Origin of the sequence: Lentzea californiensis, assembly GCF_024648825.1 — a bacterium.
In the GTDB taxonomy this organism is placed as follows: Bacteria; Actinomycetota; Actinomycetes; order Mycobacteriales; family Pseudonocardiaceae; genus Lentzea; species Lentzea californiensis.
This window is the reverse complement of sequence record NZ_JANBBE010000003.1, coordinates 322,317-342,497: the sequence shown is the minus strand read 5'-3', so window position 1 is coordinate 342,497 and position 20,181 is coordinate 322,317. Positions and strand designations below refer to the sequence as shown.

Here is a 20,181-nt window from a genome sequence, read left to right as displayed (position 1 = left end):
TGTTCAGCCGATCCCGGGGATGAGTCGCACGAGCAGGTCGATCAGCCAGATCCCGGCGAACGGCGTCACGACGCCGCCCAGGCCGTAGATCAGCAGGTTGCGCCGCAGCAGCGCCGAGGCACTGGACGGCCGGTACCGCACGCCCTTGAGCGCCAGCGGGATCAGCGCCACGATGACCAGCGCGTTGAAGATCACCGCCGACAGGATCGCGGACTGGGGCGTGGCCAGGTGCATGATGTTGAGCCTGTCCAGCGCCGGGTAGATCGCCGCGAACATGGCGGGCAGGATCGCGAAGTACTTCGCCAGGTCGTTCGCCACGGAGAACGTCGTCAGCGCACCGCGCGTGATCAGCAGCTGCTTGCCGATCTCCACGATCTCGATGAGCTTGGTCGGGTCCGAGTCGAGGTCGACCATGTTGCCGGCCTCCTTCGCGGCCGACGTGCCGGTGTTCATCGCGACACCGACGTCCGCCTGGGCCAGCGCGGGCGCGTCGTTCGTGCCGTCACCGGTCATCGCGACCAGCCGGCCGCCCTCCTGCTCCTTGCGGATCAGGGCCATCTTGTCCTCGGGCTTGGCCTCGGCGAGGAAGTCGTCGACCCCTGCCTCCTCGGCGATGGCCTTGGCGGTCAACGGGTTGTCGCCCGTGACCATGACCGTCCGGATGCCCATCGCGCGCAGCTCGGCGAAGCGTTCCCTCATGCCGGGCTTCACCACGTCCGACAGCCGGATGATGCCGAGCACCTTCCCGTTTCCCGAATGATCGTTTTCGGCGACGACGAGCGGGGTGCCGCCCTGCGCGCTGATCTCGTCGACGATCTCGCGGGCCGTGTCGGTCAGCTCGAACGCCGACGCCGCGCCCTTGCGGATGCTGCGCTCGCCGAGGTCGATGCCGGACATCCTGGTCTGGGCGGTGAACGGGACGAACTCGCCGGTCTTCTCGTGCTCACTGGCGGGTTCACCGCCCGCCAGCTCGAGGATGCTGCGGCCTTCCGGGGTGTCGTCGGCCAGGCTCGCCAGCCGGGCCGCCGCGACGAGCGTCTCGTCGGAGGTAGGGCCGACGGGGATGAACTCGGTCGCGCGCCGGTTGCCCCAGGTGATCGTGCCGGTCTTGTCGAGCAGCAACGTGTCGATGTCGCCGGCGGCCTCGACCGCCTTGCCGGAGGTGGCCAGGACGTTGCGCTGCACCAGCCGGTCCATGCCGGCGATGCCGATGGCGGACAGCAGCGCGCCGATGGTCGTCGGGATCAGGCAGACCAGCAACGCGGTCAGCACGACCACCGACTGCTCGCCGCCCGAGTAGATCGCGAACGGCTGCAGTGCCACGACGGCCAGCAGGAAGATGATCGTCAGCGTCGACAGCAGGATGGTCAGGGCGATCTCGTTCGGCGTCTTCTGCCGTTCCGCGCCCTCGACCAGCGCGATCATGCGGTCCACGAAGGACTCACCGGGTTTGGTCGTGATCCGGACGACGATCCGGTCCGACAGCACGGTCGTGCCTCCGGTGACCGCACACCGGTCACCGCCGGACTCGCGGATGACGGGCGCGGACTCGCCGGTGATCGCGGACTCGTCCACCGTCGCGATGCCCTCGACCACATCGCCGTCGCCGGGGACGACCTCGCCCGCCTCGACGACGACCAGGTCGCCGATCTTCAGTTCGGTGCCCGCCACGACGTCGCCGTCGACGAGCCTGGCGACGGCGTCCTTCTTGGTGCGCCGCAACGAGTCCGCCTGCGCCTTGCCTCGTCCCTCCGCGACGGCCTCGGCGAGGTTCGCGAACAGCACGGTGAACCACAGCCACGCCGCGACGGCGATGGTGAACACGCTCGGATCGGTCACCGCGAACACGGTGACCAGCAACGAACCCGCCCAGACGACGAACATGACGGGACTGCGCAACTGGTGGCGCGGGTCCAGCTTCTTCAGAGCCTCGGGAAGAGCGGCCGCGAGACCGGGCTTGGTGGTCACAGCAGTGCCTCCGCGATGGGACCGAGAGCGAGTGCGGGAACGAAGGTGAGCGCGGCGACCAGGACGATCGAGCCGGTCAGCAGCGTCGCGAACAGCGGCCCGGTGGTGGGCAGCGTGCCCGCCGTGACCGGCACCTTCTTCTGCGCCGCAAGGGATCCGGCGAGGGCGAGCACCGCGACGATCGGGACGAACCGGCCGAACAGCATGCACAGGCCGAGCGACGACTGGAACCAGTCGTTCGTCACCGTGATCCCGCCGAACGCGCTGCCGTTGTTGTTCGACGCCGAGGCATAGGCGTAGAGGATCTCCGACAGGCCGTGCTCTCCCGGGTTGTTGAGAGCGCCCTGCGTGCTCGGCAGGACCGCGGCGATGCCGGCACCGATCAGCAGCACCGTCGGCATCGCGAGGATCGACACCGCGGCGGCCGTGACCTCCTTGCGCCCCAGCTTCTTCCCCAGGTACTCGGGTGTGCGGCCGACCATCAGGCCCGCCAGGAACATCGCGATGATCGCCATCACGAGGATGCTGTAGAGCCCGGTGCCGACACCGCCCGGCGTCATCTCGCCGAACAGCATGTTGAGCAGCGCGGCACCGCCGCCGAGCCCGGTGTAGCTGTCGTGCAGCGAGTTGACCGCGCCGGTCGACGTGCCGGTGGTGGCGTTCGCGAAGAGCGCGCTGCCGGGGATGCCGAAGCGGAGTTCTTTGCCCTCCAACGGCCTGATGCCGTTCGCCTCGGCGGCCCAGATCACCGCGAGCATGGCCGTCCAGATGACGCCCATGACGCTGAGCAGGACGTAACCCTGCTTCCTGTCGCCGGCAAGCCGGCCGAACGTGCGGGTCAGCGCGACCGGGATGACCAGGATGAGGAAGATCTCGATCAGGTTGGTCCACTCGCCCGGGTTCTCGAACGGGTGCGCGGAGTTCGCGTTGAGGACTCCGCCGCCGTTGGTGCCGAGCTCCTTGATGACCTCCTGGCTGGCGACGGGAGCGTTCGCCACGACCTGCCCGTCGACGTCCACTCCGGACTTGAGCGACATCGTGACGCCGAACGCGATCAGCACGATCGCGCCGATGAACGCGATCGGCAACAGGATCCGCAGGGTGCCGCGGACCAGGTCGACCCAGAAATTGCCCAGCCGGTCGGTCTGGTGCCGCACGAACCCGCGGACCAGCGCGATGGCCACGGCCAGGCCGACCGCCGCCGACACGAAGTTCTGCACGGTCAGGCCGATCATCTGGACCGCGTGGCCCATGACGGCCTCCGGCACGTACGACTGCCAGTTCGTGTTGGCCACGAAGCTGATCGCCGTGTTGAACGCCATGCCAGGGCCGATGTCGCCGCGGTCGAAACCGAACGGCAGCAACGATTGCACGCGTTGGACCACGTAGAGGAACACGATGCCGACGAACGAGAAGCCCAGCACGCCGTACGCGTAGGTGCTCCACTTCTGCTCGGCGTCCGGGTTGATCCGCGCGAAGCGGTAGATGGCCCGCTCGGCCTTCAAGTGGCCCTTGGCCGTGAAGACGCGGGCCATGTAGTCGCCGAGAGGCCGGTACACGACCGCTAAGGCCGTGAGGAGGATGCCGGTCTGCAGGAGGCCGGCCACGAGGGGTGACATCAGAACTTCTCCGGCCTGACGAGTGCGATGAACAGGTAGACGATCAGCCCGAGTGCGATCACGCCGGCCACGGCGTTCGCGACGAGTCCCGTGCTCACAACTTCTCCAGTCCACGCACCGTCAGGCCCAGCACGACGAAACTCACGATCAGCAGCAACGCATAGGCCAGGTCGGCCATGACGCCGCTCCCTTCAACGAAAAGACGCTCTTGATGACGCCCGGAAGCGTGCATCAGGAAATGCCTGATCAGGGGGTGCCTGACAACGTCCTTACGGGGGCAGGTCCGGCTTTTACGCGTTCTTGAGGCCGGGGAGACCTGGGTCTCATCCGATCGGTCCTGCCGCGGTCACGAAGTGTGAAATCGTGCCGTGGTGCTGAACGAAGTGGCCGACCTGCTGCCCGCACGAGGCCTGGTCGCGGTCGACGGCGTCGACGGGGCGGGCAAGACGACGTTCTGCGACGCCCTGGCCGAGGCGGTGCGTTCCCGTGGCCGCGAGGTCGTGCGGGCCTCGGTGGACGACTTCCACCACCCGCGGGCGATTCGCTGGCAGCGCGGGAAGACCTCGCCCGAGGGGTTCTTCCTCGACAGCTTCGACTACGCGCGGTTCGCCGGCCACCTGCTCACGCCGTTCGCCGACGGGCGGCCGTTCCGCCGTGCCAGCCACGACCTGGAGACCGACGCGTACGTCGACCCGCCGTTCGAGGTCGCGTCACCGGACGCGCTCCTGCTGGTGGACGGGATCTTCCTGCACCGCGACGAGCTCGTCGCGCACTGGGACTTCTCGGTGTTCCTGGACGTCGCCTTCGAGGTGTCCGTGGCGCGCATGGCCGGGCGCGACGGCAGTCCGTCCGATCCGGACGACCCCCGCAACCGCCGGTACGTCGAGGGCCAGCGGCTGTACCTGGCGGCGTGCGACCCGGCCTCACGGGCCAGCCTGGTGGTCGACCACTCCGCGCATCGACCCCCGAATCGTTACCCGGCGTGATAACGCCTGGTGGCTTCCGGACGACGTAACGACCACAGCGTCCGAACGGCGTAACGAGGAGGCCTCCATGGCGACCACGTTCTGGGCTTGGATCGTGTCCGCGCTAGTCATCGTGCTGCTCGCGGTGGTGGTCCCCAGCCGCCTCGGCGCGCAGAACGTGCTGAGGGACGGCCGCGGCCGCTACAGCCTCTCGCGGGTGCAGGTGACGGTGTGGACCGTCGTACTGCTCTCGCTCATCAGCGGCATGGCGTTCGGCCGGTTCGCGGCCGGGCAGGTCGACGTGGCCGGGTTCCAGATCCCGGACCAGGTGCTGTGGCTCCTGGGCATCTCCGTCGGTTCCGGTGTCGTGGCGGGCGCCATCAAGGTCACGAAGAGCGCGAGCCACCCGGACACCGTGGCCGCGTACCCGCTCGGCGCCGGAAGCGGGCGGTTCTGGGAGATGCTGACCGCCGAGGAAGGTGCGTCGGCGGGCAAGTCGATCGACCTCGCGAAGTTCCAGAACTTCGTCATCACGGTGTTGCTGGTGCTCATCTACGTGGCGCAGGCCGTCTCGGCGTTCAGGGTCGTGGACAACCCCGCCGGCATCGCCGGGCTGCCCGAGTTCTCCGAGGCGTTCCTCGTACTGCTCGCGGTGAGCCACGCCGGGTACCTGCTGGGCAAGGTGCCGTCACCGGCCGGGACCCCCGAGGGCGGCACGATGGCCCAGCGCCTCGCTTCCGCCGAACCTGAGGAGAACGTGGCGATGGTCGTCCCTGGGGTGCGCCCCGCGTGACGTCCACTCGCGGGTGATTCTCACAAGATACGAACGGCGTGGGCCGGGAGTCCGTTCCACCACCGCGCGTAACGCTTGTACACCAGCGGCTCCCGATCACCCAGGAACTTGCGCAGAGCCGCCACCTCCTCGGCCAACCCGGCCCAGTCCTCCTCACCAAGAGCACGGAACGCAGTCACCTCAACGCCTCCGTCCACAGTCGGACGCCACACCCCGGCCACGTACCCGTCGACGAGCACGGTGGGCAGCGTGTCACCGTTGTTGCGGATGACGAGCTTGCGGTACTCCTCCGGAATGATCCGGCTCCGGTCCGCATAGGCGAGCAAGGTGCTGTCCCACATGGCCATCAGCCGCGGCGGAGCCAGAACATCCTCGTCCGAACCCGTCCGCCCAGGAACGTCGTAGTAATCACCGTCCCGAACGAGATCCAGCAACGCCAACGCTTCCCGGATCGTGGTGCGCGGCAGCATGCTGAACTGGTTCATGTCGAGCACGGTCGCCGGCCCGAACCCGGTGAGGTAGCGGCGCAGCATCTCCGCGACGGCCGCCATCCGCTCGCGGGGCTCGGCAGTCACGGCCAGATAGGACGGCCGCAGTCCGAACGACCACGGCCCGCCCGTAGGTGCGTGCACCAACCCGCCGTAGGTCCGCAGCGCCCACCAGACGCCGGGGTCACCCACGTCGCCGACGTGCGAGTGCAGGAGTTCCTCGATCTCCGCCTTCTGGCGGGGAGTCGCGGCGAACTCGAGCAGGTGTTCCAGCAGTGCGTCGGTCTGCTCGATCGTGACGTTCATCGTCTTGAACCGCTTGTCGTACAGCCGTGACGCCCTCAGGGCGGGCAGCATCGCGTGGTGGAACACCGAGTGGTCTTCGGCCGTCACGGCGTGCAGGGTGATCCGCATCAGCGATGCCTTGCGGACCACCCCGCTCGTGAACGCCTCGTCCAGGCCGGCGGGGTCGAAGCCCTCGATCCGGTTCCACAGCGCGATGTACGGCGACGCGGGTTCCTGCGCCTGGATCGCCACGACCCGGTCCACGGCCGTCAGCAGGTCAACCGGTTCGCGCCTCAGCAGCATCTGCCGGTCGAGCGTGGCGCGGTTGAGCTGACGTGCCGTGAAGGTCATGCCGAGATCCTGGCTCACCGCAGCTTCGACGGCCACCAGATTCGTCCGCCGACGTCCACCGAGAGTGCCGGCACGAGCAACGACCGCACCAGCAGCGTGTCGAGCAGGACACCGAACGCGACGATGAACGCGATCTGCGTGAGGAACAGGATCGGCAGCACGGCCAGTGCCGCGAACGTCGCCGCCAGCACCACACCCGCCGACGTGATGACGCCGCCGGTCAGGCTCAGGCCGCGCAGCGTGCCCTCGACCGTGCCCAGTTGCCGGGTCTCCTCGCGCACCCGGGTCATCAGGAAGATGTTGTAGTCGATGCCCAGGGCCACGAGGAACACGAACCCGAACAACGGCACCACCGGATCGGCGCCCGGGAAGTCGAGGACGTGGTTGAACACCAGCGCCGACACGCCCATCGTGGCCGCGAACGACAGCACGACGGTGGCGATCAGCAGCAACGGTGCCAGCAGCGACCGCAGCAGCAGCGCCAGGATCAGGAAGATCACGACCAGCACGATCGGGATGATCAGCATCCGGTCGTGCTCGGAGGTCGTCCTGGTGTCGAGCAACGTCGCCGTCGGCCCGCCCACCTTCGTGCCCTCGATGCCGTCGACGGCCGCACGAAGCCGTTGCACGGTCTCCACCGCGGCGTCGGAGTCCGGCGCGTCCTTCAGCGTGGCCTCGATGCGCACGAGCCCCTCGGCCGTTCCGGACGGCCGCACGTCCGCGACACCGTCCACCTTGGACTTCTGCACGACCTCGGCGGTCTTGTCCTCGGCGGCGATGATCACGGTCGGCGAGCCGGTGCCGCCGGGGAAGTGCCGCGACAGCACCTCCTGTCCCGCAACGGACTCGACCGGGGTCAGGAACACGTCGGACTGGGCGGTGCCGGACGCCTTGAGCTGCGGCAGGAACGCGGCGCCGGCGAGCAGCACGAGCGTGGTGACGATCCAGATCGCCCGCGGCCTGCGGCGCACCAGGTTCGCGACGCGGGCCCAGAGCCCGCTCGTCTCGGGGTGCTTCGAGCCGAACTTCGGGGCGAACGGCCAGAAGGCGCCGCGGCCGAGCAGTGCCAGGGTCGCGGGCAGGAACGTCATCGTGGTCAGCAGCGCGGCACCGATGCCGATGGCGGCGACAGGGCCGAGGCCCTTGTTCGAGTCGAGGTCGCTGAACAGCAGGCACAGCACGCCGAGGATCACCGTGCCGGCCGAGGCCGCGATGGGTTCGATCGTGCCGCGCCAGGCCGTCTTGACGGACGCGAACTTGTCCTGGGTGTCGCGCAGTTCCTCGCGGAACCTCGACACCAGCAGCAACGCGTAGTCCGTCGCGGCGCCGAAGACCAGGATCGAGAGGATGCCCTGGCTTTGGCCGTTCAACGCCAGGACGTCGTTCTTCGCGAGCAGGTAGACGACGAAGCTGGCCAGTCCCAGTGCGAACACGGCCGACACCAGCACGACGACCGGCAGCAGCGGACTCCGGTAGACCACCAGCAGGATCAACGCGACCACGGCGCCCGCGACGAGCAGCAGCAGCCCGTCGATCCCGCCGAACGCCTCGACGAGGTCCGCGACCTGCGCCGCAGGGCCCGTGACCAGCACGGTCAGCCCCTCAGGTGCGCCGCGCGTGCCGTCGCGGAGCTGGAAGATCGAGTCCTTGACGTCCTCGGCCGGGTCGAGCAGCAGGACGACCTGCGCGGCCTGGTCGTCGTTCGGCGAGGGGATGACCGGCGACGCCTGGAAGCCCTTGACCTGGTCGGCGAGGTACCGCTTGTCCTCTTCGGTCAGTCCGCTGGTGCGTTCGACCACGACGATCGCGGGGATCGCCTCCTCGCGCTGGAACTTCTTCTGCAGCTCCGCGACCTGCGTGGACTCGGCGGAGTTGGGCAGGAACGCGCTGCTGTCGTTCTCCGCGACCTCCGACAGCTTGCCCGCGTACGGCCCGGTGAAGCCGCCCAAGGCCAGCCAGACGACGAGCAGGACCCCGGCTAGGACTCGCATCAGACATTCCTTCGATCGTCGAACGTTTCGATGGTCGAAACAGTAAGCTGTGCGCGTGAGCGATGCAACCGACTACGAGCTGGGCATGATGCTGCGCGCGCTGGTGATGGAGTCGAACCGGTTCCTGGAGATCTTCAGCGCCGCCCACGAGTTGCATCCCACGGACATGACAGCGCTGAACCTCATCATGACCGCTCCCATGACACCCGGCACGCTGGCGAAGGCGCTGAACCTCAGCGCGTCGGCGACGACGTCCGTGCTGGACCGCCTGGAGCGGGCAGGTCACGTCGTCCGCGACCGCGATCCCGGCGACCGCCGCCGTGTCGACCTCCGGGTGCTCGACACGGCGACGGAACTCGCCTCCACGTTCTTCCAGCCGCTGGCGCGCGGCTACGCGGCCGCGTGGGAGCGGATGACCGCCGAGGAACGGCAGGTCGTCGCGCGCTTCCTCGCCTCGACGATCGAGGCGACGGCGCGGGTGCGCGCGGAGGTCATCTGAGCCTGCCGACCGGCAGCGTCCGCCCGCAGACCAGCAGCAACAGGTCCTGCGCCAGTCCCCTGACCGGTTCGCCCTCGCCGAACGTCCAGTCCAGGTCGGTGGCCTCCAGGCGTTTGCCGCGGAGGTCCGCGCCGAAGTACTTGACGGTGGACGGCTTCATGCCGCCGAGGACGTGGCGGAGCCGGTCGTGCGGGACCCGGCGCTCCAGTCCCAGGGCGACGCTGATGTCCAGGCCGTGGATGACGTCGTGCGAGAGCGCGCCGGCCGGGCCACCGCCGGGCGGCGTCCACGGGTGGTCGATGTTGTTCTTCAACGAGTTCAGCAGGTCGCTCGCCGGGAGCCGCGCGTCCTTGCGGGCCATGCGGTCGGAGGCGTGGTTGAACCGGCCGGCCGATTTCAGCACCTCCAGGACCACTCTCGTTCCCGAGGAACGGAACGGCAACGTCGTGTGCGCGACGACGTGCTTCACCGTCCAGCCCTCGCACAGGCTCGGCGCGTGCCACTGCTCCCCGGTGAGTCCACTCAGGAGTTCTGCCTGGTCTCGCCGTTCCGCCGCCACGGCGGCGCGGATGTCTTCGGTCATGCCCTGGTGTACGAGCCGGGCGACGAGAACTCATCGGTCCGCGTAGGGTCCTGGGCGTGATCGAGGCGCTGGAACCGTTCCGCGTCGAGCTGAACGGCTACTGCTACCGCATGCTCGGCTCCGGCTTCGAGGCCGAGGACGCCGTGCAGGAAACACTCGTGCGCGCATGGAAGGCGTTCGACAGCTACGACTCTGAGCGCGCTTCGTTGCGGACGTGGCTCTACCGGATCGCCACGAACATCTGCATCGACATGCAGCGCAGTGCCCAGCGCCGCGCCCTGGCCGTGGACCTGGGCCCGTCCGGCGGAGACCTGGGCGCTCCCCTGCTGGAGAGCGTCTTCGTGCAGCCCGTGCCGGACGCCCTGGTGCTGCCGGAGGACCAGGCGATCCGGCGCGAGACCGTGCGGCTGGCGTTCGTGGCCGCGTTGCAGCACCTGCCGCCCCGCCAGCGAGCCGTGCTGATCCTGCGCGACGTCCTGGCGTGGCAGGCCTCCGAGGTCGCCGCACTGCTGTCCGTCTCGGTCGCGTCGGTGACCAGCGCGTTGCAACGGGCTCGCGCGACACTGCGGGTGGCCGACGTCGGCGCACCGCTGAACCTGTCCGATCCCGTGCAGAAGTCGCTCCTGAGCCGCTACTGCGAGGCCTTCGACCGGCACGACGTGCGGACGCTCGTGGCCCTGCTGCACGAGGACGCGACGATGTCGATGCCGCCGTTCAGCTGGTGGCTGCGGGGCCGCGAGTCGATCTCCCTCGCGTTGAACGATCCCGGCGCCGCCTGCGCCGGCGCCTGGCTGGTGCCGGTGCGGGCCAACGCCTCGCCCGCGTTCTGGCAGATGCGGCCCGGCTTGGAGAAGCCGTTCGGGCTGGTGTTCCTCGACGTGCGGGACGGGTTGGTGACGGGCAACACCACGTACCTGAACGTGGACGAGTTGCTGCCGTTGTTCGGCTCGCCCCCGGCTGAACCGATCAGTTCCGGGCGGCCGTCCCGTACCTCTGTGGACGACTAGTTCTGGAGGAAGTCCATGGCTGTTCAGCCCATCATCGTGACGCCCGATCTCGACCGGGCGCAGGCGTTCTACTCGCAGGTGCTCGGCGCGGCCGAGGTGCTCCGCTACCCGGCCGAGGGACCGGTCTTCTTCAAGACGCTGAAGATCGGCGACGGGGAACTGGGGCTCGTGGTCCAGGAGACGGACGTGTCGCTGCCCGCGCGCATCGTCCTGAGCATCGACGTGGAGGACGTCGACGCGGTGCTGCCGCTGGTCGAGGCCGCCGGTGGGCGGGTGCGGGGACCTGCGAACGACATGCCCTGGGGGCAGCGCGTGGCGCACGTCTTCGATCCGGACGGAAACCCGGTCAACCTGACCCAGAAGATCTAGACAGCCCCGACGAGGTCGCGGCGCCGGGCCGGTTCCGCCGGCCTGCGGATCCGGCCCCACGGCTTGAACACGGACAGGAAGTAGGCGAACAGCAGCAGCGTCGGCGCGACCACGACCGGGTTCAGGATGCCGGACGGGATCACCGCGGCCGGGTCGCCCGCCGGCATCCGCTCGCCGATCCCGGCCGCCTCCTCGACGCCGGGCCGCAGGGCGAACGCGATCAGCAACGACATGCCGGTGTTCAGGACGAGCTTGACCGCGACCCACCAGTACCTGACGAGCCCGTACTTGCTGCCGAGGCCGAGCACCGCGCCGGAGATCATGCAGACGACGCTGGCACCGAACATCGGCCAGATCGCGAACAGGTCGACCGCCTGGATCGCCACACCGGCGGTACCGGTGTCCTCAGCGGACAGTGCGACCACGACGAGGATTCCCAGCGCGAGGTCGATGCCGAGCCACGCCCCCGCCGACAGGACGTGCACGAGCAGAACGGCCTTGCGGGCGCGGCCGCCGAGCTTGCGGGTGGTGGTCATCGCGATGCACTCCTTCTCCCGTGGTGTCGCGTCCTACTCTCGTCACCACGGGCGGCGGCATCATCCGCTCACGTTCTGATCTCGCGTACGTCAGATCGCGTACCCGGCTGCGCGGCGCGGACGTAGCTCACCTGCAGCAGCGTCAGCTGTCGCGCGCTCACCGCCATGGCGCCGACGTTCGGCAGCTCGACCGCCTCCTGCTGCCCGGCGGCCCGGTACTGCACCGGCCCGCTGATCGTGAGCTCGCGGTCCGCCACGTCCGCGGCCGACCGGCTGTAGGTGAGCAGCCACCCCGCGACGTACGTGCCGTCCGACAGGTGACAGCCCACGTGCACCCGGCAGTCGGGATGAGCGGTGAACAGGCGCCCCCACGCGGAGAGGAACGGGGCCTCGTTCCTCCTGCCCAGCCGGTCGAACAGCGGTCCCGCGATCAACACGGCCAGCAGCGTCGCGACGCCGACGAGTCCCACGCCCCAGATCCAGAGCGCCACGTGGTGCTTGACCGCGTAGTCGCCCGGCTTGGTGAGCAACGCGGTGAGGTCGACGGTCCGCTTCGGCAGCGCCGACCACACCACCAGCGCCAGGGACAGCACGACCAGGTCGCACACGACGCTGACCACGACCATCGCCACGGTCTCCCGCAGCGCCGAGAACTGCCGTTCCGGCCCCGACCGCTCCCGCCGCGCGCTGTACGCGAAGCCCGGGGTCAGCAGTGCGATGAACAGGACCAGCCCGACGAGCGTCGTGGGGACCATGCCACCCTCCCAGTGGAGCTCCGCGATCTATGATTGTGTCACGAAGATCGTTTGAGCAGCTGGACGGAGCCAACCGTGTCGTCACCGCAGGACCCGGACTTCACCGACATCGACTTCGCCGACCTCGGCGAGGACAACGTGCGGGGCCACGCGGTCGCGAGCCACGCGCAGCTGCCTCCGACGGCGGACGCGCCCCCTCCTCCCCCGCCGCCCGCCAAGCCGTAACGAGTTCGTTCGCGTCCGAAGGCCGCGGTGATCGCGCTACGGTCGTTCGGTGGACATCGATGCTCTTCGCGCACAAGCAGCTGATCTGCACGCGAAAGCACGAGAGTCACCCACCGCCGAGGCTGCGCGAGCCGCGGTGGAGGCAGCGCGCCTCGTGGTGCTGCACAGCCCGCCGGACGACATGCGCGCGGAGGACCTCTGGTTCCTCGGCTGGGCGCTGATCACGTGGTGGAACGCCGGCGGCGCGGACGGCCTCTTCGACGAGGCCATCTCGATGTTCCGCGTCGTCGCGGGCCTTGCGGGTTCGCGCAGGAGCGCGGTGCTGGCGATGGTCTCCGCGTGGCGCATCCGCGCGGAGCGGGACCCGTCACGGGCCGTGCTGGACGCCGCGCTCGCCGAGGTGAGCACGTACGCCGGCGAGTTCCCCGAGGCGGCGGAGGAAGAAGCGAACCTGCTCGTCCGGCGCTACACCGTCGCGAACAGCCCGTCCGACCTCAACGAGGCGATCGCGAAGCTGACCGCGCAGGCGGGGCGTCCCTCAGCGAACCCGCGGCGAACCCGGTGGCTGCTGAGCAGTCTGCTGCGCTTCAGGTACGAGTCGTTCCAGCGCGCCGGTGACCTCGTCCTGGCGATCGGCTTGGCGGCCGGGGTGATGCTGGAGGACGACGAGGCGGCGCGGCTGGAGTCGGGCGCGCTGCTCGCGGACTGCCTGCACAGCCTGCCTGACACGCCCGGCGCGGCCGCGGACGCCGTGACAGCGCTGTCCGGCGCGTTGCGCGAGAAGGGTGATCAGCGGTTCCACCAGGAACTGGTCGCCGTGATCGTGACGAGCCGGTACAAGGCGACCGGGAAGCCGAGTCTGCTCAGGGTGTTGCTCGGCCTCTACACCGAGGCCCGGTACGAGGACGCGAGCGGACTCTTCGCGCGGGAGATCGTGCTCGAATGGGCCGGCCACCGGCAGGAGCGGTACGCCCCGCTCGGCCTCTCCGACGACGAGATGATCCTTCTCCTCGGTCTGTGCGCGCACGCGATCCGGACGCACACGGCCTTCGGTGATCTCGTGACCTTCCTGACGGGACAGCTCCTGCTGATCGCGAGCGTGTGGAGCTCGGGGGCCGAGCTGTCGGCGGACGTGCTGAAGCGGGCCGTCGAGATCATCGAGCCGGTGGTCGACGCCGTGCCCGCACCCCACCGCAAGGCGTTGCTCTCGACGCTGTCGGAGTTGCACCTCAAGTACCTGAACCGGGCGGCGGAGCCCGGTGACGGCAGGGCTTTCCTCGAGGTGAACCGGCGGCTCGCCGCCGAAGGCGATCCCGGCGGGCTCTCTATGCTCGCGAACGCACTGGTCTCCAACTATCGGCGGACCGGTGCCGATGCCGAACTGGACGAGGCCCTCCGGCTCCTGGACGAGACCAGCCCCCAGAACTACGCCCACGAACTGCTGCACGCGAGAGCACTGATGATGCGGCTGGCCCGCGACCAGAACCCTGCGGACTGGTTCGCGGCCCTGCGGCTGATGGACAGGCCGGAGGCCCAGATCCCCGGCAACCCCAGATTCCGCGAGGGTTTCGGCGAGCTCGTGGAGCAACTGGCCGAGACCGCGGACACGGCCGGCTCACCACTGGCTCCCGAGATCGTGCGGCGACTGCGCGGACTCTGCGAACGGGCGATGCTGGTCGTCGACGGCGAGGACCTGTTCGAGAAGCTCCGGTACCTGGCGGGCGAGTTGCGCCAGAAGCCGCCCGAACTGCCACCGGCCGACGACGACCACGCGAAGTGGATGCTCGCCCAGTCCCTCGCCGGCACGCACGGGGAAAACACCCCCATGAGCGATCTCGACCGTGCGATTCGGCTGATGGAGGACCTGCTCTCGACGGGGACGGGCCGTCACTTCCGCGCTCAGCTCCTCAACGACCTCGCCGGCGCGCACATCGCGCGGTTCACGAAGGCGGGGGACAGAGCGGATCTCGACAGTTCGGTCACGGCGATGCGCGAGGCGGTGCGGCTCAAGCCGGACGACGCGCTGATGCTGGCGAACCTGTCGCACAAGCTCACGGAACGGTTCGAGGCCCTCGGCAGCAAGGCCGACCTCGACGAGGCTCTGGCGCTTAGCGAACGAGCCAGGGATCGGCTGGGTGACGACGACACGGGGGTGGCGTTCGTCGTCCACAATGGACTGGCCGGCCTCTACCGCAAGCGGTCCGTCTTCACCACCGGCCCGGCGGACCTCGACCTGGCTCTCGCCGCACTGCGCGCCGCGCTTGGTGCTCTGCCCGACGAGCACCCGGACCGGGTGATGGCCCAGCACAACCTCGGCTCGTTCCTGCTCTACCGGACGATCCAGGGGCAGAGCTCGGACCCGGAGGAGGTAGTGGGGCTGATCAGCGCCGCGCTGGAGGCCACTCCCGCAGGGCACCCGGCGCGGACCGGCCGGAGGATGTCGCTCGCACAGGCACTTCTACACCGGTCCGACACGTCCTCCGCACGTCAGGACGACCAGGCCGAAGCCCTGCGGATCATGCGGGAGCAGCTGGCGGAGTACGGCGCGAACGAGCCGAGGCGGTTCGTCGCGGCCTTCGTCCTCGCCACCGCGCTGCTGAGCCGGACGAACTCGCTGGCCGAGGCGGCGCGGTTGCTCCAGGAGGTCGTTCGCGCGCCGCAGGCTCCGGCGGAGACCCGGCTCAACGCCGGAGTGAGCTGGGCGGTGCTGACGGAACGCGCCGGCTCCCCCGCCGAGGCGATCGGCGCCTGGGACGAGGTCGTCCGGTTGCTCAGCCTCGTCGCCTGGCAGGGGTTGCCGCGCAGTGACCAGGAGCGGTTCCTGGTGCAGTACCAGCGCCACGTCGCCCGCGCGGCCACGTTCGCGATCAACGCGGGTGACGCGCGTGGTGCTCTCGACCTGCTCGAGCACGGCCGGTCGATCCTGTGGCAGCAGGAGGGCTCGGCCGATCCGGAACTGGGCGCGGGCGAGTGGGCGGTGGTGCTCACCGCCCACGGCGAGTCCGGGCACGCGATCATCGTCGGCCACGACGGCGTCCGGGCGGTCGGGCTTCCCGGTTCGACGGCGCCCGAGATCGACCGGTGGTGCGGTGCCATGGAGGCCGCGACGAACGCGCTCGGTTCCGGTGACCATGAGATCTACGACGAGGCCCAGCGGGCGGCCGCCGCTGTCCTCGACCGGTTGTGGCACGTGGTCGTCGCGCCCGTGCTCGCGGCGCTGCCCGAAGCCGAGGGCAGGCCGAGGCTGTTCTGGTGTCCTACCGGGCCGCTGGCGACGATGCCGTTGCACGCCGCGACCGACGCCACGAGCGGGCGGTGCTGTCTCGACCTGGCGGTCTCGTCGTACGTGCCCAGTCTGAGATCTCTCGCGGCGGCGCTCGCCCGTCGTGGTGGCGGGCAGGAGATCGAGGAGTTCCTCACCATCGCGCTCGACGACCACCCCGACGAGAAGCTGGCGCTCGTCCACGTCAAGGCCGAGGTCGCCACCGTCGAACGGTTGCTGCCGGGCGCGCGGCACAAGGCGTTGCTGAATCTCCAGGCCACTCGCGCGGCCGCGGCGGCCGAGCTCGCCCGGCACCGGTTCGTCCACGTCTCCTGCCACGGCGCCCACGACCCGAACGCACCGTCGGGCAGCGGCATCGTCCTGGCCGACGGCGTGCTGAGCGTGCTGGACATCGCGAAGGTGCGCACCGAGGACGCCCAGTTCGCGTACCTGTCGGCGTGCCGGACGGCGATGGGGGCGCCGGAGCTGTCCGACGAGTCGATCCACCTCGGAGCCGCGTTGTTCCTAGCCGGCTTCCGGCAGGTCGTCGGCACGCTGTGGGCCGTGGGCGACCAGCTGGCCGCCAAGATCGCGGAGGCGTTCTACCGCAAGGTGGTGGTGTCGGGGCCGGACGCCGCCGCGACCGCCATCGGTGAGGTCGCGCTTCTGGTTCGTGCGCAGCGCAAGGCAGAACCGTTGCTGTGGGCCGGATACGTCCACATCGGCGCCTAGGCGGTGGCCACGAACCTTTACCGAGTATTCCGCTGTTCAGACGGGTGCGTCGCGGTGCCGTCCCCGCGTCCCGAGTACTGGACGTACAGGGGCGCGGGGACGGTGCCGCGAGGCGCCCTGCTGAGCACCGGAAGACCCCGTGAAGGTTCGTGGTCACCGCACTAGGTCTCAGCCGCCCGGAGTCACGATCCCTCTCTCGTAGGCGAACACCACGGCGTGAGTGCGGTCGCGCAGGCCGAGCTTGGTGAGCACGCGCGACACGTGCGTCTTGACGGTGGTCTCCCCCAGGAACAACGTCGCGGCGATCTCCGCGTTCGACGCGCCCTTGGCCAGTTCCACCAGCACCTCGAACTCGCGGTCGGTGAGCTCGGGCGGCCGGGTGCGCTCCCTGGGCGCCGTGCTGAAGCGGGCGATCACCCGCCGGGTGACCTCGGGCGAGAGCAAGGCATCCCCGCGCGCGACGACCCGCACGGACTCCACGAGGTCCTCCGGGGAGGCGTTCTTGAGCAGGAAGCCGCTCGCGCCCGCCTGCAGTGCCTCGAAGAGGTAGTCCTCACGGTCGAACGTGGTCAATATGACGACACGGGTTCCGTGACCTGTGGAAAGGATCTGACGGGTGGCTTCCAGGCCGTCCATGCGGGGCATCTGGACGTCCATCAGCACGACGTCGGGGCGCAGCTCGGCGACGAGTTCCACGGCCTCGGCGCCGTCGCCCGCCTCGCCGACCACCTCGATGCCGGGCTCGGTGCCGAGGATGACCCGGAATCCGGCGCGGACCAGGTCCTGGTCGTCGGCCAGCACTACTCGCAGACTCACGCCTTCTCCTCCAACAAGGTCGGCAGCGACGCACGGACCAGGAAGCCCGCCTCGCGCCGTGGCCCTACTTCCAGCGAACCTCCGTGCACGGCAAGACGTTCGCGCATTCCCACGAGACCGAACCCCGAGCTCGTGGAAGTCGAACGGCCACGGCCGTCATCGGTGATCTCCAGTTCCAACGCGCTGTCCAGGAACCGCATCCGCACGTCGACGTGCTGTGCGTCGGCGTGCTTCACCACGTTCGTCAGTGCTTCCTGCACGACCCGATACGCCGACAACGCGACACCCGACGGCACCTCGCGTGCGTCGCCGTAGACACCGTGCGAGACCTCGAGGCCGGCCGCGCGGGCGCTCTCGAACAGCTCCGGCAGGTCATCGAGTCCGGGCGCCGCTTTCAGGTCGGTGTCCGAGTCCGCGCGCAGCACGCCCAGCAGGCCGCGCAGTTCGCTGATCGCGGTGCGGGCGGTCTGTTCGACGGTCTGCAGGGCGTCGCGGGCCAGGGCGGGGTCGGAGTCGAGGACGCGGCGCGCGGCACCGGCCTGGATGCCCATCACGGACACGTGGTGCGCGACGACGTCGTGCAGGTCGCGGGCGATGCGCATGCGTTCGGCCGCGATGGCGCCACGCGTGTTCTGCTCCTGCGAACGGCGCAGTTCCTCGGCCTGGAACTCCAGCTGGGCCCGGCGCCGGGCACCCGACCAGGCCAACTCCCCCACCACGTAGGCGAACAGGAAGAAGAAGACGTTGAACTCCAGTCCGTAGAGGACGGAGGCGAGCACCGGGTCCATCGGCCCGGCCGCGTCCTTGAAGTCCCCCTTCGGCCCCAGCAGGGCACGCACGAGGCTGAACCCGAGCCACAGGAACATCGCGGCGATCACGCCGATGCGCGACCAGCGCGCGACGCGGCGGTTCTGCTCCCAGGCTCCGACCGTGTAGATCGCGAGGAACAGGATCGCGGACGGCACCAGCGTGTCGCCGGCCCGGTTGACCTGCGCGGCGATGAACAGCGCGGACACCACGAGCATCACGGCGAGCGGGTAGCGGCGGCGCACCACCAGCGGCACGGACAGCACCACCATCCACAGGACCTGCGCCAGCAGCCCCGGAGGGTCCTGGAAGACGTACGCGCCCATGCTGTTGACCAACACCGTGACCTCGATCGCGCACAGCAGCACGATCACGGCGATGCCGATGTCCCGGCGCCGTTGCCCCGCAGTCGGGCCGGGCCGCCGCCACTCGTTCCACACGGGCTCTTCCACGCGATGAAGGTACCTGTCGCGCGTTTCCGGGAACCGGGACGTGATCTACCGTTGACCGATGGACCTCAGCCTGACCGTGCTCGGGTGCGCGACGCCGTACCCGAGCACGGACAACCCGTGCTCGGGCTACCTGGTGTCGCACGGCGACACTCGCGTGTGGATGGACGCCGGCACCGGCACGCTCGGCCCGTTGCAGCGCTACACGCGGCTGGAGGACCTGGACGCGATCTGGATCTCGCACCTGCACGCGGACCACAGCGCGGACCTGCTCACCGCCTACTACGCGCTGCTCTTCGCGGACGTCCAGCGCGGCCCGGTCCCGTTGTACGGCCCGCCCGGCATCGCCGACCGGCTGGCCGGCTTCCTCACCAACGGCCCGGTGCGCAGCCCGGTGGAGGACGCGTTCGAGGTGGTCGAGCTGCACCACGGCCTCGAGGCGGCGATCGGCTCGATGCGGCTGACGACAGCGGCCGTCGAGCACGGCATCCCGGCGTTCGGCGTGCGGATCGAGGCGGGAGGCGCGTCGCTGACGTACTCCGGCGACACCGCGCCGTGCCCGAGCCTCACCGAGCTGGCGAACGGCACCGACGTGTTGCTGTGCGAGTCCGAGAGCGCGGAGAAGACGCCGGACATGGTGCACCACACGCCAGAGGACGCGGGCGGCACCGCCGACGCGGCACAGGCGCGAAGGCTGGTCGTGACGCACGTGGGCCGCTTCCTGACCCCGCAGGAAGCGGTCACCCGCGCCTCGGCCCGTTTCAGCGGCCCGGCCGGCTACGCCGAGCCGGGCTCCACGGTCAGAGTTGGTTGATGCGAACCAGGTTGCCGGCCGGGTCGCGGAACGAACAGTCGCGCACGCCCCACGGCTGGTCCTCGGGCTCCTGCAGCACCTCGCCCGCCCCGGACGACTCGACCCACGCCCTGGCTCGGTCGAACGTGCCCTGCAGGTCCTTCGAGGCGAGCGAGATGGCCGTGTAGACGCCCTTCGCCATGAGGACCGCGATCGTGCGGCGTTCCTCGTCGCTCACGCCGGGGTCGGCGGCGGGCGGGTGCAGCACGATCCCGGTCTGCGGCTGGCCGGGCGGACCGACGGTGATCCAGCGCATGGTGCCCTGCCCGACGTCCTGGCGGACCTCGAAGCCGAGGGCGTCGCGGAAGAAGCCGAGGGACTTCTCGGGGTCGTCTGCCGGCAGGAACGCCGACGCGATGATGACTGACATGGCGGTCAACCTAATCGGACGGACCGGCCGCCGCTTCTCGATTCCTGATCGGCCTCATCACGGCCTTGGCCAGGCAGTTCGGGATGCCCTGACCGTCGGTGGCCGCGACCTTTCGGTACTGGCTCGGGGACATGCCGACCAGTTCGGAGAACCGGGTGCTGAACGTGCCGAGCGACGTGCAGCCGACCTCGAAGCAGACGTCGGTCACGGACATGTCGCCCCGGCGCAGCAACGTCATGGCCCGCTCGATGCGGCGGGTCATGAGGTAGCTGTAGGGCGACTCGCCGAAGGCCGCGCGGAACGCACGGGAGAGATGGCCCGCGGACAGGTGCACACCGCGGGCCAGCGCCGCGACGTCGAGCGGCTGCCGGTACTCGCGGTCGATCCGGTCGCGGACCTTGCGGAGCAGCACCAGCTCCTGCAGGCGCGGGTCTTGGACGGTCACGATGAACAGCCTA

21 protein-coding genes are annotated in these 20,181 nt (G+C 69.6%); 8 read left to right on the top strand and 13 right to left on the bottom strand.

Annotated elements, in window-relative coordinates; translation table 11 throughout:
• Positions 1-3: 3 nt before the first annotated feature.
• The 4 genes from kdpB to LX88_RS15965 are packed head-to-tail and all read right to left on the bottom strand — an operon-like array spanning position 4 to position 3,819.
• Complete coding sequence (gene kdpB / locus LX88_RS15980) at positions 4-1,968, bottom strand: potassium-transporting ATPase subunit KdpB (protein WP_258948564.1); 1,965 nt, start codon at positions 1,966-1,968, stop codon at positions 4-6.
• Positions 1,965-3,587 carry a potassium-transporting ATPase subunit KdpA gene (kdpA, locus tag LX88_RS15975; protein ID WP_258948563.1) on the bottom strand — a complete coding sequence of 541 codons (1,623 nt, stop codon included), beginning with the start codon at positions 3,585-3,587 and terminating at the stop codon, positions 1,965-1,967. The genes kdpB and kdpA overlap by 4 nt, the downstream gene beginning before the upstream one ends.
• Complete coding sequence (gene kdpF, locus LX88_RS15970) at positions 3,587-3,685, bottom strand: K(+)-transporting ATPase subunit F (RefSeq protein ID WP_090063996.1); 99 nt, start codon at positions 3,683-3,685, stop codon at positions 3,587-3,589. Before kdpF ends, kdpA begins: the two co-directional genes overlap by 1 nt.
• Entirely contained in the window at positions 3,682-3,819 is a 138-nt protein-coding gene (locus LX88_RS15965; RefSeq protein ID WP_170176063.1) for a hypothetical protein, read from the bottom strand. The genes kdpF and LX88_RS15965 overlap by 4 nt, the downstream gene beginning before the upstream one ends.
• A 139-nt stretch (positions 3,820-3,958) precedes the next feature.
• Between LX88_RS15965 and LX88_RS15960 the strand changes: the two genes are divergently transcribed.
• Together LX88_RS15960 and LX88_RS15955 are read left to right on the top strand one after the other, a co-directional pair.
• Positions 3,959-4,573 (top strand): nucleoside/nucleotide kinase family protein, encoded by a 615-nt coding sequence (locus tag LX88_RS15960; RefSeq protein ID WP_258948562.1) that lies wholly within the window; start codon positions 3,959-3,961, stop codon positions 4,571-4,573.
• A gap of 67 nt (positions 4,574-4,640) precedes the next feature.
• Complete coding sequence (locus LX88_RS15955) at positions 4,641-5,345, top strand: hypothetical protein (protein WP_258948561.1); 705 nt, start codon at positions 4,641-4,643, stop codon at positions 5,343-5,345.
• Between the two features lie 20 nt (positions 5,346-5,365).
• On the opposite strand, the gene LX88_RS15950 is transcribed toward LX88_RS15955, so the two are convergent.
• Both LX88_RS15950 and LX88_RS15945 read right to left on the bottom strand, forming a co-directional pair.
• The gene (locus LX88_RS15950) at positions 5,366-6,469 is read right to left on the bottom strand and encodes a winged helix DNA-binding domain-containing protein (RefSeq protein ID WP_258948560.1); all 1,104 of its coding nucleotides are present in this window, start codon (positions 6,467-6,469) and stop codon (positions 5,366-5,368) included.
• Positions 6,470-6,483: 14 nt separating this feature from the next.
• Positions 6,484-8,460 carry an MMPL family transporter gene (locus tag LX88_RS15945; RefSeq protein ID WP_258948559.1) on the bottom strand — a complete coding sequence of 659 codons (1,977 nt, stop codon included), beginning with the start codon at positions 8,458-8,460 and terminating at the stop codon, positions 6,484-6,486.
• Positions 8,461-8,515: 55 nt separating this feature from the next.
• On the opposite strand from LX88_RS15945, the gene LX88_RS15940 reads away from it, so the two are divergent.
• Positions 8,516-8,959, top strand: coding sequence for a MarR family winged helix-turn-helix transcriptional regulator (locus LX88_RS15940; protein ID WP_258948558.1), 444 nt, complete (start codon positions 8,516-8,518; stop codon positions 8,957-8,959).
• Here LX88_RS15940 and LX88_RS15935 read toward each other — a convergent pair.
• Positions 8,952-9,542, bottom strand: a complete 591-nt coding sequence (locus LX88_RS15935) for a maleylpyruvate isomerase family mycothiol-dependent enzyme (RefSeq protein ID WP_258948557.1) — start codon at positions 9,540-9,542, stop codon at positions 8,952-8,954. The genes LX88_RS15940 and LX88_RS15935 overlap by 8 nt on opposite strands.
• A gap of 56 nt (positions 9,543-9,598) precedes the next feature.
• On the opposite strand from LX88_RS15935, the gene LX88_RS15930 reads away from it, so the two are divergent.
• A complete protein-coding gene (locus LX88_RS15930; protein ID WP_258948556.1) occupies positions 9,599-10,549 on the top strand; it encodes an RNA polymerase subunit sigma-70 in 951 nt (316 codons plus the stop codon).
• A gap of 15 nt (positions 10,550-10,564) precedes the next feature.
• On the top strand, positions 10,565-10,918 hold the full coding sequence (locus LX88_RS15925) for a VOC family protein (RefSeq protein ID WP_258948555.1): 354 nt from the start codon (positions 10,565-10,567) through the stop codon (positions 10,916-10,918).
• Here LX88_RS15925 and LX88_RS15920 read toward each other — a convergent pair.
• Positions 10,915-11,454: a hypothetical protein gene (locus LX88_RS15920; protein WP_258948554.1), complete on the bottom strand. Its 540-nt coding sequence runs from the start codon at positions 11,452-11,454 to the stop codon at positions 10,915-10,917. The genes LX88_RS15925 and LX88_RS15920 overlap by 4 nt on opposite strands.
• Before the next feature lie 68 nt (positions 11,455-11,522).
• Positions 11,523-12,209 carry a DUF6338 family protein gene (locus tag LX88_RS15915; RefSeq protein WP_258948553.1) on the bottom strand — a complete coding sequence of 229 codons (687 nt, stop codon included), beginning with the start codon at positions 12,207-12,209 and terminating at the stop codon, positions 11,523-11,525.
• Positions 12,210-12,284: 75 nt separating this feature from the next.
• Here LX88_RS15915 and LX88_RS15910 point away from each other — a divergent pair, with 75 nt between their 5' ends.
• The gene (locus LX88_RS15910; RefSeq protein WP_258948552.1) at positions 12,285-12,434 is read left to right on the top strand and encodes a hypothetical protein; all 150 of its coding nucleotides are present in this window, start codon (positions 12,285-12,287) and stop codon (positions 12,432-12,434) included.
• A gap of 49 nt (positions 12,435-12,483) precedes the next feature.
• Entirely contained in the window at positions 12,484-16,428 is a 3,945-nt protein-coding gene (locus LX88_RS15905; protein ID WP_258948551.1) for a CHAT domain-containing protein, read from the top strand.
• A gap of 168 nt (positions 16,429-16,596) precedes the next feature.
• On the opposite strand, the gene LX88_RS15900 is transcribed toward LX88_RS15905, so the two are convergent.
• Complete coding sequence (locus tag LX88_RS15900) at positions 16,597-17,244, bottom strand: response regulator (protein WP_258948550.1); 648 nt, start codon at positions 17,242-17,244, stop codon at positions 16,597-16,599.
• Positions 17,241-18,503, bottom strand: coding sequence for a sensor histidine kinase (locus LX88_RS15895; protein ID WP_258948549.1), 1,263 nt, complete (start codon positions 18,501-18,503; stop codon positions 17,241-17,243). The genes LX88_RS15900 and LX88_RS15895 overlap by 4 nt, the downstream gene beginning before the upstream one ends.
• A 58-nt stretch (positions 18,504-18,561) precedes the next feature.
• Here LX88_RS15895 and LX88_RS15890 point away from each other — a divergent pair, with 58 nt between their 5' ends.
• Positions 18,562-19,314, top strand: a complete 753-nt coding sequence (locus LX88_RS15890) for an MBL fold metallo-hydrolase (RefSeq protein ID WP_258948548.1) — start codon at positions 18,562-18,564, stop codon at positions 19,312-19,314.
• Here the strand turns inward: LX88_RS15890 and LX88_RS15885 are convergent.
• Together LX88_RS15885 and LX88_RS15880 are read right to left on the bottom strand one after the other, a co-directional pair.
• Positions 19,301-19,723 (bottom strand): VOC family protein, encoded by a 423-nt coding sequence (locus tag LX88_RS15885; RefSeq protein WP_258948547.1) that lies wholly within the window; start codon positions 19,721-19,723, stop codon positions 19,301-19,303. The two genes, LX88_RS15890 and LX88_RS15885, sit on opposite strands and share 14 nt — an antisense overlap.
• Positions 19,724-19,733: 10 nt before the next feature.
• A complete protein-coding gene (locus LX88_RS15880) occupies positions 19,734-20,168 on the bottom strand; it encodes a helix-turn-helix transcriptional regulator (protein ID WP_258948546.1) in 435 nt (144 codons plus the stop codon).
• Positions 20,169-20,181 lie beyond the last annotated feature (13 nt).

What these genes read in the sequence shown, in the direction of transcription:
- kdpA (WP_258948563.1), bottom strand. Translation starts at nt 3,587, where the DNA reads ATGTCACCCCTCGTGGCCGGCCTCCTGCAGACCGGCATCCTCCTCACG.
- LX88_RS15965 (WP_170176063.1), bottom strand. Translation starts at nt 3,819, where the DNA reads ATGCACGCTTCCGGGCGTCATCAAGAGCGTCTTTTCGTTGAAGGGAGC.
- LX88_RS15955 (WP_258948561.1), top strand. Translation starts at nt 4,641, where the DNA reads ATGGCGACCACGTTCTGGGCTTGGATCGTGTCCGCGCTAGTCATCGTG.
- LX88_RS15950 (WP_258948560.1), bottom strand. Translation starts at nt 6,469, where the DNA reads ATGACCTTCACGGCACGTCAGCTCAACCGCGCCACGCTCGACCGGCAG.
- LX88_RS15945 (WP_258948559.1), bottom strand. Translation starts at nt 8,460, where the DNA reads ATGCGAGTCCTAGCCGGGGTCCTGCTCGTCGTCTGGCTGGCCTTGGGC.
- LX88_RS15935 (WP_258948557.1), bottom strand. Translation starts at nt 9,542, where the DNA reads ATGACCGAAGACATCCGCGCCGCCGTGGCGGCGGAACGGCGAGACCAG.
- LX88_RS15925 (WP_258948555.1), top strand. Translation starts at nt 10,565, where the DNA reads ATGGCTGTTCAGCCCATCATCGTGACGCCCGATCTCGACCGGGCGCAG.
- LX88_RS15920 (WP_258948554.1), bottom strand. Translation starts at nt 11,454, where the DNA reads ATGACCACCACCCGCAAGCTCGGCGGCCGCGCCCGCAAGGCCGTTCTG.
- LX88_RS15915 (WP_258948553.1), bottom strand. Translation starts at nt 12,209, where the DNA reads ATGGTCCCCACGACGCTCGTCGGGCTGGTCCTGTTCATCGCACTGCTG.
- LX88_RS15890 (WP_258948548.1), top strand. Translation starts at nt 18,562, where the DNA reads ATGGACCTCAGCCTGACCGTGCTCGGGTGCGCGACGCCGTACCCGAGC.
- LX88_RS15885 (WP_258948547.1), bottom strand. Translation starts at nt 19,723, where the DNA reads ATGTCAGTCATCATCGCGTCGGCGTTCCTGCCGGCAGACGACCCCGAG.